The organism is Mesoplasma tabanidae (genome assembly GCF_002804025.1).
Classification (GTDB): Bacteria; Bacillota_I; Bacilli_A; order Mycoplasmatales; family Mycoplasmataceae; genus Mesoplasma; species Mesoplasma tabanidae.
Genome location: NZ_CP024969.1, coordinates 272698 through 287002 on the forward strand (window position 1 = coordinate 272698; position 14305 = coordinate 287002).

The 14305-nt window shown below is 26.0% G+C and carries 11 protein-coding genes; 8 read left to right on the forward strand and 3 right to left on the reverse strand.

Features of this window, described 5'->3' with window-relative positions; all coding sequences use genetic code 4:
* The first annotated feature begins 37 nt into the window (after positions 1-37).
* The 8 genes from metK (at position 38) to MTABA_RS01350 (ending at position 8763) form a co-directional block, all read left to right on the forward strand.
* Positions 38-1171, forward strand: coding sequence for a methionine adenosyltransferase (metK, locus tag MTABA_RS01315; protein ID WP_100679401.1), 1134 nt, complete (start codon positions 38-40; stop codon positions 1169-1171).
* Positions 1172-1237: 66 nt separating this feature from the next.
* Entirely contained in the window at positions 1238-1720 is a 483-nt protein-coding gene (locus tag MTABA_RS01320) for a hypothetical protein (protein WP_100679402.1), read from the forward strand.
* Between the two features lie 45 nt (positions 1721-1765).
* Positions 1766-2473, forward strand: a complete 708-nt coding sequence (locus tag MTABA_RS01325; protein ID WP_100679403.1) for an ABC transporter ATP-binding protein — start codon at positions 1766-1768, stop codon at positions 2471-2473.
* A 142-nt stretch (positions 2474-2615) separates the two neighbouring features.
* Complete coding sequence (locus MTABA_RS01330) at positions 2616-3743, forward strand: FtsX-like permease family protein (RefSeq protein ID WP_157799981.1); 1128 nt, start codon at positions 2616-2618, stop codon at positions 3741-3743.
* 63 nt (positions 3744-3806) lie between these two features.
* Positions 3807-5705: a M13 family metallopeptidase gene (locus MTABA_RS01335; protein ID WP_100679405.1), complete on the forward strand. Its 1899-nt coding sequence runs from the start codon at positions 3807-3809 to the stop codon at positions 5703-5705.
* Positions 5706-5783: 78 nt separating this feature from the next.
* The gene (gene trmFO, locus MTABA_RS01340) at positions 5784-7112 is read left to right on the forward strand and encodes a methylenetetrahydrofolate--tRNA-(uracil(54)-C(5))-methyltransferase (FADH(2)-oxidizing) TrmFO (protein ID WP_100679406.1); all 1329 of its coding nucleotides are present in this window, start codon (positions 5784-5786) and stop codon (positions 7110-7112) included.
* Complete coding sequence (locus MTABA_RS01345) at positions 7105-7755, forward strand: uracil-DNA glycosylase (RefSeq protein WP_100679407.1); 651 nt, start codon at positions 7105-7107, stop codon at positions 7753-7755. Before trmFO ends, MTABA_RS01345 begins: the two co-directional genes overlap by 8 nt.
* Before the next feature lie 27 nt (positions 7756-7782).
* On the forward strand, positions 7783-8763 hold the full coding sequence (locus tag MTABA_RS01350) for a 3'-5' exoribonuclease YhaM family protein (RefSeq protein ID WP_100679408.1): 981 nt from the start codon (positions 7783-7785) through the stop codon (positions 8761-8763).
* A 69-nt stretch (positions 8764-8832) separates the two neighbouring features.
* On the opposite strand, the gene MTABA_RS01355 is transcribed toward MTABA_RS01350, so the two are convergent.
* Genes MTABA_RS01355 through MTABA_RS01365 form a run of 3 tightly spaced genes read right to left on the reverse strand, consistent with a single transcriptional unit; the run spans position 8833 to position 14173 of the window.
* Positions 8833-9240 (reverse strand): HIT family protein, encoded by a 408-nt coding sequence (locus MTABA_RS01355; RefSeq protein WP_100679409.1) that lies wholly within the window; start codon positions 9238-9240, stop codon positions 8833-8835.
* Positions 9240-11303 carry a lipoprotein gene (locus tag MTABA_RS01360; protein WP_100679410.1) on the reverse strand — a complete coding sequence of 688 codons (2064 nt, stop codon included), beginning with the start codon at positions 11301-11303 and terminating at the stop codon, positions 9240-9242. Before MTABA_RS01360 ends, MTABA_RS01355 begins: the two co-directional genes overlap by 1 nt.
* Complete coding sequence (locus tag MTABA_RS01365) at positions 11303-14173, reverse strand: lipoprotein (protein ID WP_100679411.1); 2871 nt, start codon at positions 14171-14173, stop codon at positions 11303-11305. The genes MTABA_RS01360 and MTABA_RS01365 overlap by 1 nt, the downstream gene beginning before the upstream one ends.
* Positions 14174-14305 lie beyond the last annotated feature (132 nt).

The following is a 14305-nucleotide window of genomic DNA, read 5'->3' on the forward strand; positions in this document are numbered from 1 at the left end:
AATTTATATTGATATCGCAGAAGGGAAAAATGGAAAAATGAGAAAATTATTTACTAGCGAAAGTGTTTCAGAAGGACATCCAGACAAAATATGTGATCAGATATCTGATGCGATATTGGATGAAGTACTGAAACAAGACCCAAACGCTAAGGTAGCCTGCGAAACATTTGCTACCACAAACTATTTATTAATTGGCGGACAGATTACAACAATTGCTACTGTTGATTATGAAGAAATTGCACGTGATGTATTAAGAAAAATTGGATACAACAACGATGCTTATGGTATCAATGCTGACACTTGTGAAATTGATATCAAAATTGAACAACAATCAGCTGATATTGCCTTAGGAATCGATTTAGATACTGAAGTAATTGGAGCCGGTGACCAAGGAATTATGTTTGGATATGCTACAAATGAATCTAAAACTTTCTTACCATTAGCTATTACTATTTCGCATGAGTTAGTTTATTTAGCTTCTAAGTTAAGAAAAGAAGGAAAATTCAAATGAGCAAGACCTGACATGAAGTCTCAAGTAACAATTGATTACACTGATGACTCAAATCCCAAAATTGATACAATCTTGATGTCAATTCAACACGATGATGAAATGATTGAAGAAAAATTTAAAAACTTTATAAAAACAGAAATCATGGATGTTGTTGCTAAAGAGTTTAAATTAAACACTGATTTTAAAGTGCTAATCAATCCAACAGGTAGATTTGTTATTGGTGGACCTCAAGGAGATACTGGGTTAACAGGAAGAAAAATTATTGTTGATACATATGGAGGCTACTCACGTCATGGAGGAGGGGCTTTTTCAGGAAAAGATGCAACAAAAGTTGATAGAAGTGCTGCTTATATGGCGAGATATGCTGCTAAAAACTTAGTTGCTGCTGGTTTGGCTGATAAAATCGAAATTCAAGTTTCATACGCTATTGGTAAACCAGAGCCAGTTTCAATTTTTATTGAAACATTTGGGACAGAAAAAGTAGACAAAGAAATTATCACAAAAGCATTAAATGATAATTTTAATTTTTCAGTTAATGAAATTATTAAAAAATTAGATTTAAGAAAACCAACATTCTTGAAAACAGCAACTTATGGACATTTTGGAAAAGATGAATTAACATGAGAACAATTAGATAAAGTTGAGCAATTAAAAAAATAAAACAAATCACTTTTAAAAAGTGATTTTTTTGTTATAAAATAATAACTAATAAAAAAGGAGAAAAAAATGAACAAATTAATAAGCAATAATTTTTTTAAAATATTAGTTTTGTATTTTACAGTTTCGTTTTTTTTACCACAATTAGGATTTTTAGTACCTTTAATTGTAGTATCCTCACTTTTTTATTCAATTTTTAAAGTTTTTAAAGAAATTAAAATTAAGCCTAAATTCATAGGAATATTCTTTATTCTTTTCTTTCTTTGAACTTTATTTATTTTCTTTTTTGCAATTATAATTTCGTTTATTTTATTAAAAAATAATAGTATCTTATTAAACTTTAAATTATCATTAATAATATTTTGTTCACTAATAATAACATTTAATTTTAAACCGTTTATAAATATAACTACTTTAAATGAAGAAAATAACTTCAGTTTATATGTTTTTTTGCATCAGTTATTAAAAACATTAATATACTGGTGTTTCTGAGAAAAATTAATTGTTCTTAAAAAAATAATTTGATATAGACAAGATATTTCATCTATTTAAAATATCCTATTTTAATAAAAAAAAAAAAAAAATAGGAGGATTCTCATGAAAGAATTAATTAAAATAAACAACATAAAAAAAACAAATATTTTACAAGAAATAAATATAAGCATTTTTGAAAATGAATGTATTTCAATTATGGGTAATAGCGGAGTAGGTAAATCAACTCTTTTAAACATTTTATCAGGTATTGAAAAACCATCAGAAGGAAGCGTCATAATTGATGGCACTAATATATCAGAATTGAATGAACCTAAATTAACAAAATTTAGATCAAAACAAATATCATACATTTATCAAGATTATAAATTAATTGAATATTTAACAGTTGAACAAAATATAAAATTTGTTGAGAAAAATAATAAAAACATAATTAACGAAGAAAAATATCTAAATTTACTAAAAGAACTTGGATTAATTGAAAAAGAAAAGGTTATTGTGTCTAAACTGTCAGGTGGACAAAAGCAACGTGTAGCAATTGCAAGAGCATTACTTGGAAATTCAAAAATAATATTAGCAGATGAACCAACAGGAGCTCTTGACTTAATCAATACTAAAAAGGTATTAGAAGAATTAATAGTTAATAGTAAAAAAATGGGAAAAACTTTAATTATCGTTACCCATTCACCACAAGTTGGACTTGAAACAGAAAAGATTATTTTTATGAGTAACGGAAGAATAACAGAAGAAATTAAAACTGAAGAAATAACAATCGCTAAATTAGAAAAAAAATTACTTATTGAAAATGAATAATAGTGAAATATTTAAGCAATTAAAGTTTTATAAAAGCTATAACATTCCAATATTCATAACATTATTTTTATCATCAGTTTTTACTAATTCATCTTTATTTTTATTTATTTCTTCGCTTAAACATTTTGATAAGGATTCTAACATGTCTTTAATTTTTATTATCCTTTTTGGGTTATTGCTACTAATTTCAATATCAATGACTACATTAATAATAAGTATAAATTTTAATGTTAGAGAAAAAGATCTAATAAATAGAAGATTGATTGGATTGTCTTTTAAAAATTTATTTAAGAATTTATTGCATGAGCAACTAATCATAATGGTTCCAAGTTTTATTTTAGGATTTTGTTCTTCAATAGTCTTAAATAAATTGCTTGTAGCAAATTTAATTAAAAAAGCTATACTTCAACAAGGTTTTTCAATAAACTATACATTTTTAAATATAACTTTAGTACTTTTAATAAGTTTAGTAACTTTGTATGCAATTATTTATGCATCAACAAAAAAATACCAAAGAATTGAAGTAAGCAACAAAGATAATAAAAAGAAAATGATTAAAAATCAAATTATTAAAATTATTTTAGGATTTATGTTTATAATTTCGTATTTTCTACTAATTGTATTTAATAATACTGAAGTTCTATATTTATTTGGAGGAATATTCTTTATTATAGGGCTACATTTCTTATTAGAAATTATGATAACAGTGATTTGTAAAATGCTATTTCAAGTTTTTTCAGGTTCTTTTGTTTTTTCTAGTTCAATAAAAAATATGCAATATAATGCATCTCTAATAACTAAAATTATTTTAATGCTTGTTAACTCAATGATTTTTTTAAATTTTTCAATTAACGTAATAGGCAAAATGGGTGTTCAAAGTTATGAAATAAATTCTAATACTCAATATTTAAATGGTTTGATATTTTTAGGAGCATACTTAAACATTGTGTTTGTGAGTTTTACATTTATAATTATCATAAACGGTTTTTTAATGTATTTAAGAAGTCTTGAAAAAGAAAATTTAGTGCTAAGACAACTAGGTTTCACAAGAAAAAAAGTTTTTGTCAGAAATATCTTACAATTTATTATAATTTGATTTCTTTATGTAATATTAGCATTTACTACAACAGTTTTAATGTCATTAATTTGAAATGATAAAGCAGCTTTATCTAATGTTATATACTGAATTATTGAAATTTTTGTGGTTCTATTACTTATGTTGCTATTATGCTTAAGTAATTGATTTTTTAAAATTATTAAAAATAAATAATTTTTGACGTCTTAATTGACGTTTTTTTATTATAAAATAATAACTAATAAAAGGAGAGTTTATATGACAAAAATTAGACCACAAGATAATTTCTATGATTCAGTAAACAAAGAATGAATAGATAATAACCAATTACCAGATGGATATGCATCATGAGGTAGTTTTGAAATGCTACAAAAAAAATCAACAGATGATATCAAAGCAATAATTAATGAACTTGTTAGTGCAAAGAACTTAGATAGAGAAAGTCAAATGATTGCTAACTTGAGATCAAACTATTTGAATAATCAAGCAAGAAATGAGCAGGGAATTGATCAAATTAAGCCAATCTTAATTAAAATAAAAGAATTAGCTAATAAAAGTCAATTAACAACTTTATTTATTGAATTATTTAAGGGTTGAGGAATTTCTTTATTCCATTCAAAAGGAGTTGATTCAGATTTTAAAGATAGTAATCTAAGGGCATTAATGATTGATTCTATGGGATTAGGAATGTCTGATAGAGATTTTTATGAAACAACTCACCCAAGACATGAAGAAATTAAGAATGCTTATAAAAACTACATTGAAAATTTAGTTAAACTTTCAAAAGTAGAATTAAAGACTTCAGATATTTTTACTTTGATTTATAACTTTGAAGAAAAAATTTCAAAATCTATGTTTAAACAGGAAGAATTACGTGAACCAGAAAACATTTATAATGTTGTAACCATTCAAGATTTAAATACTATATGTCCAATTATTGACTGAACAGCATATCTAAATCAAACAGGATATGATAAGGCAAAAAAAATTATATTGATTGAACCTAAATATTTTGAAAAACTAAACGAAATGATTAATGAAATTAGTTTAGATGATTTAAAAGATATTATGATATATAAATTAACTAGTTCTTATTCTAAAATGTTAACAATTGATTTGTATGAAAATGCATTTAAATATGGATCAGTATTTAGTGGTGTTAAGAAAATGAAACCTATCGAAGATAGAGTTGTTGAATTTGTTGATGGCACACTTGGAGAATTAATTTCAAAAGAATATGTAAAACGTCATTTTTCAGAAGATGCAAAAAAAGATGTTTTAAAAATGGTTAATGATTTATTAAAAGTTTATGAAAATAGAATTAATGCATTAGATTGAATGTCAGAAGAAACAAAAATTAAAGCGATTGAAAAATTAAAGTCTTTTACTATTAAAATTGGTTACCCAGATAAATGAGAAGATTTAAGTGATGTTCAAATTCTTAGTTATGAAGAAGGCGGAAGTTTATTTGATAGCATGCAAAGCTTAGCAAAACACTACATTAACAAAGAATTAAAAGAAATCAATTTACCAGTTGATAAAACAAAATGATATATGAATGCTCAAACAGTTAATGCTTATTATAATCCAACGTCAAATGAAATTTGTTTCCCTGCAGGAATTTTGCAAAAACCATTTTATGATGTAAATCAATCACATGCTGCAAACCTTGGTGGAATTGGTGCTGTTATTGGTCACGAAGTAAGTCATGGTTTTGATGATGAAGGAAGTAAATTTGATAAAGATGGAAACTTCAAAAATTGATGAACTGAAACAGACAATGAGCAATATAAGTTAAGAACTCAAAGAGTAGTTGATCAGTATAATGAATATCAAATTAATGGTTCTAATGTTAATGGTAAATTAACACTTGGTGAAAATATTGGTGATTTAAGCGGAGTTGCTGCTGCTTTAGATATATGCAAAGCACAAAGTCCGGAAAACTTAAAAGATTTCTTTACAAACTATGCTTTAGTATGAAGAAGAAAAGCAACAGATGAGCAAAAAAACACAAGATTACTGGTTGATCCTCATTCGCCTGAAGAATTCAGATGTAATGGTGTATTGGTAAATATAAATGAATTCCACGAAGTTTATGAAACTAAACCTGGTGATGGTATGTATAAACCAAAAGAAGAAAGAACTAAAGTTTGATAATAAACTAATTAAACCATCTTAAAGATGGTTTTTTTCTTGTTTTAACTTATAATTTTATATAGAAGTAAGAGGTATATGATGCAAAAAGAAGTAAATATTATAGGAGCAGGATTGGCAGGTTGTGAAGCTGCTTATCTATTAGCTAATAATGGAGTGAAAGTCAATTTATTTGAAGTCAAATCTTTAATAAAAAATGATATTCAAAAAACTAATGACCTTGCAGAACTTGTTTGCTCAAATACTTTAAGAAGTAAATCTAAAAAAAATGCAGCTGGAATTTTAAAAAATGAAATGAGATTGTTAAACTCATTAGTTTTACAGGCAGCACTAGAAAATGAAATTCCCGGTGATGACGCTTTAAGTGTTGATCGATTTGGTTTTAGTAAATATATTACTGAGAAAATTAAAAATCATGAAAATATAACCTTAATTGAACAAGAAGTTTTTGAAATTGACTACACAAAAGTAACCATTATAGCTTCAGGGCCCTTAACAACAGAAAAATTAGGTAAAAATATTGAATTAATGACAGGAAATGAAAAATTATTCTTCTTAGATGCTTCTGCTCCTATCATCACAAAAGATAGTATTGATTTTAATAAGGTATATTGAGCAAGCAGACATAATGAAGGTAAAGATGGCCAATATATTTGTATACCACTTAATGAAGAACAATTTAACGCATTTGTAGATGAGTTAAAAAATGCTGAGACAGTTAAATTAAAATCTTTTGAAAAAGAAATCTATTTTAAAGGATGTCAACCAATTGAGCAAATAGCTAAGGCTAGTAAAAAAGTTTTATTAAATGGTCCTTTATCACCAAATAATTTAGCTGATCAAAACGGTGAAACTCCGTTTGCGGTTATACAGCTACGTCAAGATGACGCAATTGATTCACTTTATAATTTTGTTGGTTTTCAAACAAATATTAAATGACCTGAGCAAAAAAGAATATTACAAACATTACCAGGTCTTGAAAATTTAAATATTATTAGATATGGAGTTATGCATAAAAACTATTACATCAACTCACCCAAATTGCTTAATAGAGCATTGCAAGTTAAAAGAAATAAAAACATTTTTTTTGCTGGGCAAATAACCGGTGTTGAAGGTTATATTGAATCTGCAAGTAGTGGAATTTTAACAGCAATAAATGTTTTAGCATATTTAAATAATATGAAAATAGAACAGCCATCAAGAAGATCAATGTTGGGTGCTTTAAACTTTTATATAACAAATCCAAAACATGAAAAATTAAAACCGATGAAGTGTAACTTAGGAATTTTAGATCAGCTAAATAAAACTGCTAAATCAGAATTTTATTCATTTGATGAATCTGAAAAAGAAATAAGAAAATTTGTTAAAGCAATAAGCAGTTTTGTAAAAATAGGTGAAGGCAATGAATAGTAAATGAAATAATTTGTTAGCAAATAATAATCTTTTTAAAAGAATTCTTGAAACAATGAATAGTGCTTATGAAACTAAAGAAATTATTTATCCATCAAGAAAAGATTGTTTAAGGTTATTTGATTTAATATCTCCAGAAGAAATTAAAGTTGTTATTATTGGTCAAGATCCATATCATAATCCTAAACAGGCAAATGGAATTGCATTTAGTGCAAGTAATGAAATCAAAACTCCTAAAAGTTTAATTAATATTTTTAAAGAGTTAGATAATGATTTGAATGTTAAACATTATCAAAATAATGATTTAAGTGGATGAGTTAAACAAGGTGTTTTATTAATAAATACTTGTTGAACAGTTATTGAAAATAATCCCGGAAGTCATGCTAAATTAGGTTGACAAGAAATAGTTAGTGATATTTTAAGCAATTTAAATAAAAGCAATCCAAATTTGGTTTATTGTCTATGAGGTAACTATGCAAAAAAAGTTTATGAAAATTTAGAGTTTAAAACAAATAATGTAATTAGCTCTTCTCATCCATCACCTTTTAGTTATTTGAAAGGGTTTAAAAACACAAAGCCTTTTTCAAAAATAAACGCAATTTTACTTAATAATAATTTAGAACCAATTGATTGGTCTAAATAAGGTAAAATAATAAATAAGGAGTTACATATGAAAAAAATAAATGAATTAAATAACACAGTGTCATCAGCTGATCTAGTTGTTAGACTTGAAAAAGTTATTGTTTCAACAGCAACTAATGGTTCATCATATTTAATTTTAAATTTATCAGATAAAACTGGTAGAGTAGAAGCTAGAAAATGAACTGTAACAGATGATGATAAACAATTATTGCAACCAAATGCTTTTGTTTTATTTAAGAATGCTGCTATAAACGAATTTAGAGGTGTATTACAGCTTAAAGTAAATGATTATAGTATTCTTAGCGAAACTGACTTAAACAACTATGGATTAGAGGCAAAAGACTTTTTTATTGAAGCACCAATAAACATTGAAAAGAATTATGCAGAATTAATGACTATTCTTGAAGGGTTAACAAATCAAACTTATCGTGAATTAACAGTTGGTTTAATTAAAAAATATGAAAAAGAATTTTGAACTTATCCAGCAGCAATGTCAATTCATCATAATGTTAAAGGTGGATTATTTTGACATAGTTTTACACTAGTTAAAAATGCTTTAGCTTTAAAACCAAGTTATGCTTATGCTTCAATCGATTGAGAATTATTAATTTGTGGTGCTATCCTACATGATATTGGTAAAGTAATTGAAATTATTGATCCAACTGGAACTGATTATAGTTTACAAGGAAAAGTCATTGGACATATTAGTATTGGTAATACAGAACTTAACAAAATAGCAGAAGAACTAAACTTATATAAAGATGATCAAGGAAATATTAATGAGTCGTTAACTTTATTACAACATATGATTATTGCAAGTCATGGTAAAAAAGAATATGGTTCACCAACTGAACCTGTTATCATTGAAGCTATTATGCTATCAATGTTTGATGATCTAGATGCAAAAGTATTTAAGATAAATGATGAATTAAACAAAGTTGAACACAAAACATGAACACCAAGAATAATTAGCGTTGATGGGAAAATGTTTTATAAACATAAAAAGTAATGTAATGTAACTTAGGTTACATTTTTTTGTAAAAAAATGTATTAAAAAAGATGACTTTAAGGCCATCTTTTATTTTGCTATTTCATTAAATACATCTTCTAAAGTTGCATATTTAAGATTAACGTTCTTATCATGCAAAAAACCTTCATCCTCTTTAAACTTTGGCAGGATGTGTTCATGATAATGAAATACGACTTGTTTAGCTATTGCTTCTTGATTAGATACATAGTTAAAGCCTTTAACTCCATCTAACTTTTCTTCAAGTAATTCAGCAACAACTTTTTTTGCTTTACTTACTTCAGATAAATATAAATCAGGAGTCTTAGTTAAATTTTCAGCATGTATTTTTGGAATTACTAGTGCATGTCCATCAGTTACAGGATTAATATCTAAGAATGCATAAACATATTCATTCTCATAGATTTTGTATGAAGGAATTTCTTGCTTTATTATTTTACAAAATAAACAATCTTTCATTAGTCTGAACTATTTCCATCTTCATCTTTAATATACTTAGCAATTTCATCATATAAACCTTGGAATAGAACATTGTCACCATCCATTATGTATTTAGTATATAATTCTTCTTTAGCTTCTGTAGTGTAATCAGTATCTCCGGCAACTAAACCATTTTCAAGTTCTTTAATTAGTAATTGTTTATTAGCTGCAGTTAAGTTTTTAATATCTGAACTTGATTGAACTGAATTTCTTCAGCTTTCGCTTAAATCATAAACACTTTTTGGATCAGCATTTCTTGCTCATAAAACAGAATATAAAATTTTATCAGTTTCTTGAACTTTGTCTTGCTCAGTTGCATCAAAACCATTTGTAAAAGTTGTATTTTTTTTGTTTATTGTTTCATGGATTCCCAGCATTGTATCAACATTATTATTAACATCAACTTTAATAGTCTTTAAATTTCCTAAAGTGAATGAACCAGTTTTAGCAGTAGCCTTAATATAAGGATTTCCACTTTTGTCTTTAATAACGTCAATACCTTTAGTAAATGATAATTCTTTCACATCATCAACATAAGGACTATATTTATCACCAAGCGGTACTCAAGTATCACTTGGAATAGAAATTGTTGCTGTTCCATTAACAGGATTTAAAGTAACATTTGAATTATCATAAATATCATTTAAATATATAGGTAAAACTAAAACTATTTCGTTTTCACCTTTATCACCAACTGCAAAACCTTGATCTTTTGGACCAGTTAATAGAGTTGGTCTATCAATTGATTTAGCTGCTGTTTGAGCATCAGTTGAAATACTTAAAGAACCACTAATTGCTTCAACACCAGTATCATTATTTTTAACAATACCATTATAACCAATTAATCCCAATGAGAAAGGATCAGTCCCTAGTTTTGTTTCATTTTCTAATTTAGGATTTTCTTCTGTTCCTTCTTTAAGACTAAAATTATCCTTTAAAGCTTTAATACTATTAGAATCTAAAATTACATTTCCACTTCCAGTTGAATCACCTAAAACTTTTTTATAAGATTTAACCCATTGTGTAGCATCTGATGAAACCTTTGATTTAAAAGACCAAATTAATTTAACATTTGAACTCTTAGTTTCAGAAGTCAAAGAATTTTGAACAGACGAAACTAATTTATTTGACGTATTCAGTCTAACAAAAGACCTTGTATAGTTAGTGTTTGTTAAATTTGTTGAATATAAATTACTATCTAAATAAGCTAAACTAATTAGTTGAGTGTAAAGATCTGGAATTATTTTAGCATTTATATAGCTTTGGAAACGATATTTCATAATTTCCTTACCACTAAATCCATCGTCAATTTCAGATTTCTTAACTAAAAAATTACCTTTTACATCAGCTATTGAAGTGTCTTTGTTTAAAACTTTTTTTGTAGTTGGAAGGTTATCTATTTTTTCATTATTAGGTGACCCAACAATAAAGAAGTTGTCTTTTCCATTTAAAGTTTCAATGCTTGGTATATTTCATTCAAATTCACCAAACTCACCTAAAACTTGTCATCTAGTAGGTTTAGCATCATCATCTTGCTTATAGTAAATAGAATATGTTATCTTAGCATCATCTGAAAATAAATTAAAAGGATTTAAAGAATGATTATTTCGATATTTTTTATCATCAACTAAACCTTTTCTATCACTTATTATGTTAGCTGTGTATTCACTAAAGAATTTATTAGTGGCTAAGTCATTTAATAAATTAGAAGTAATATTTTCAGTAGTATCTTTTTCTTTTAAATTTAAAGTAGACGCAAGTGTTGAACTTGTTGCTCTATATTCTTCTTCTGCAATTTTTTTATCTAATATTTTTAAAACATCAGCAATTATTTCAGTATCACTAATTTTCAAAAACTTTTCTGCTTGTGAAACACTTATAAAACCGCTATCTTTCATTTTTATAATAAAAGTTTTATATATTTCTTTGTTACTAAAATTTAATTTTGAAAATCTTTTAACTGAAGTTGTACATGAAATAACAACTGATGAAGTTGTAGCAGTTAAACCAATTGCTGCTAATATAGCTAATAATTTTTTCATTATTTAACTCCTCCTTCATGTTTATTTAAAACATTAATAATTATTTCATTGTTAAAATATTTGTCTGATATTTTATAAGTATATTTGTTAGAATTTGATAATTGTGTTTTTCATTTAGTGTTTTCTTGAATAGCAGAATAACTTATTTCTAAACCATTTTTAGGAATAAACTTTCTTGAAATTTCAGTTTTTAAATCTTTATATTGTTTATTATAGTTAACTTCAACTGTTTCATTTCAAGTATTGTTACCTAAAGTAAAACTTGTAACTGGAGCACCAACAACTGTTTCTTGTTGATCTTTAATAACATTAATTAATTCATAAACTGCTTTTTCATCTACACCTTCACCAGTTGTTTCAAAAAACATACCAAATAATTGATCATATTTACCATTTGTTTTTAAAACTTGATCTAAGTATATTCATAATCATTGACTTAATAATCCAAAGTTTTCAGAAGTTGAAGTGGTTGCCTTAGCATCAGCTATAATATCAAAATTATAAAATAAATTTAATTTATCATCATCACTTGATAAGAAACCCTTAGCTACTGTATTGTTAACTAAAAATCTTTCATAGTCATTTGTAATAGAATAGTTAATTACTTTACTATAATCATTTCCAAAATCAGTACCCATGTTATTAATTATTTTTTGCTTATCAAGATCATTATTTATTCCAGGCTCAACTTTACTAGTAGAACCACCAGTTTCATCAGCACTAATTTTTGATTCTGGTTGAACTGGAGATTCGCTTGAATTTAACTTAGGATTTAGTAAATAAGGAATTAACTCTTTTTTTGTATTTGAAAGAAGGTCATAAGCTATTGATTGTTGTTTATCCTGATCAATTTTATTACTTTCATTTGTAGTTGTATCATTTTGATTTAAAAGGCTATATCCATCAATTTTCATAAAATGTAAACCGTCTGTGTCTATAAATGCAATGATACCTTCTTTAGCATTTAATACTTTATAAGGTTTAACTTCAGTTGCTGCTTCTCTAGAATTTGAACTGTCTGTAGCATGTCTTCCTAAGTCATTTACAAGATTAAACAACAGGTTCATTCCTTCTTTAGCATCACCATTAAGTTTTTCTGTTTTTTTATAAAAACTATCTCAATCACCAATAATATTTGTATTTTCTGGCTTTCAAGTTGTTTCATTTGAAATTTCATCTTCTTTAGGATCAGAAGTTAAGAAATCATAAACAGAATATTTAGCTAAATTTGAATAAGTTCCTGAAGTAGTGTCATAATCTAAAGTTAGTAACTTATCATTATTTTTAGCTGTTAAGAAAGAAATAATTCCTGTGTCAGTTTGATTTTGACCTAATTTTCATAAGTTATTCTTATTTGCTCCTCTATAAAAAGTTTCAAAATCTGTTAATCCAGTTGCTGAACTAGTTGATTCAGTTTCATTCTTAAATTGACCACCTGAAGTTTCATTATTTAAAACATAGGCATTATAAAACTGATAAAATCCTTCAAAATATTTAATAAATTCATCAGTTATATTTCCTTGATTAACAAATTGAGCAGGACTAATTTCTTTATTAATATCTGGAGTTGCTGAGCTATTTATTTTTGAAAAATCTAAAACAATCTCAGAAGTAGCAACTGGTTTTTTTGTTTCAAAATAATTATCAATTAAGAATTTTTGTGAATTTGAAAGAATATTTATTTTTTGGTTATCTTTAGTTGAATTTAATGTAGGTGCCACAGAAACGATTTGTGTTTTATTAAGTGTTCTAGAAGATATACCATTGTAGTTATAAAAATTTTTAAAAATAGCTTCATTTTTTCCTTCATCTAACTTTATACTTGAAACATCACTAAATTTAAAAATGCTGTTGTTATTATTTGCTATTTCAGAAATAGTACCGTTATTAAAAGATGGATTAGCAGCAAAAACATTACTAATACCTGATAAGAAAGTATTTCAAGTTAAAGAATCTAAAAATTTATCATTAATATTTTCAATAAACTGAATTTTAAAAGTTTCATTTGAAGATTCTGGGTTCTCATTTTCATCAGATATAGTTTTTCTGTTGTCTTTAAAAGCATTTTTACCACCTAAAACATTTATTAAGTTAATAATAGAAATTTTTTGTTCATCAGTTGTGGCTTGCTCTGTAACTTTTTGATTTAATGTTTTACTATCAATTTGAACTTGAGCATTTTGTGCTAAAAATACTGAAAGTAATCTTGAAATTTCTGTTTGGTTTACTTTAATTGAAGAATATCCTTTAAATCAAGTTGATTCGGTTGCTCCAAATCCTAATGCTTTAGAAAGATTAGCATATGCAGAGTTAGTTGAATCAGTTAAAATATAATTTGAAATTCAGGCTTTTTCTAAAGCAGTCTGATCTCCAGTTACTCAAGGGTATTGCCCTTTTAAATATTTAACTCAAGCTTTAGTTCCTTGTTTTTTATTATCAAGATATTCTTTTCTTGCGCTTTCCATTTGAATAGTTGCACGACCATATATAGTATTAGCTGCTTTTGATTCTTTACCATATTGTGTTTTTAAACTTTCGGCAAATTCTTTTCCTTCTTCGTTCATATAAGGATTGTTTTCAGAACTTATATTTTTGAAAATATTATCTTCTTTACTTGCTTCTTCATAAATAGCAACAGCAAAAATGTTATAAAATTCAACTAAAGTCTTTTGAGGATCTTTACCTAAACGTCCATAAGTGTCATTGTATCAATTTAATAAATCTTCAGTAGTAATTTTAAAATCACCATCATCATTAATAAATATATTTCCATATTTATCATCATCCTTATCATTTGAACATGAAATTAAAACACTTGTTGCACTAGCTGTTAAAGTAAAAGCACCAATTAGTGATAGTAGTTTTTTCATTTTGTTTTCCTCCTGTGAAAATTCGTTTCTGTTAACACTTATTTTTAAATAATTATAAGCATTGATAATATTATAACTCAAAACCCTATAAAAATATCAAAATTTTGGTTGTAAAATAGTATAATATCAAAG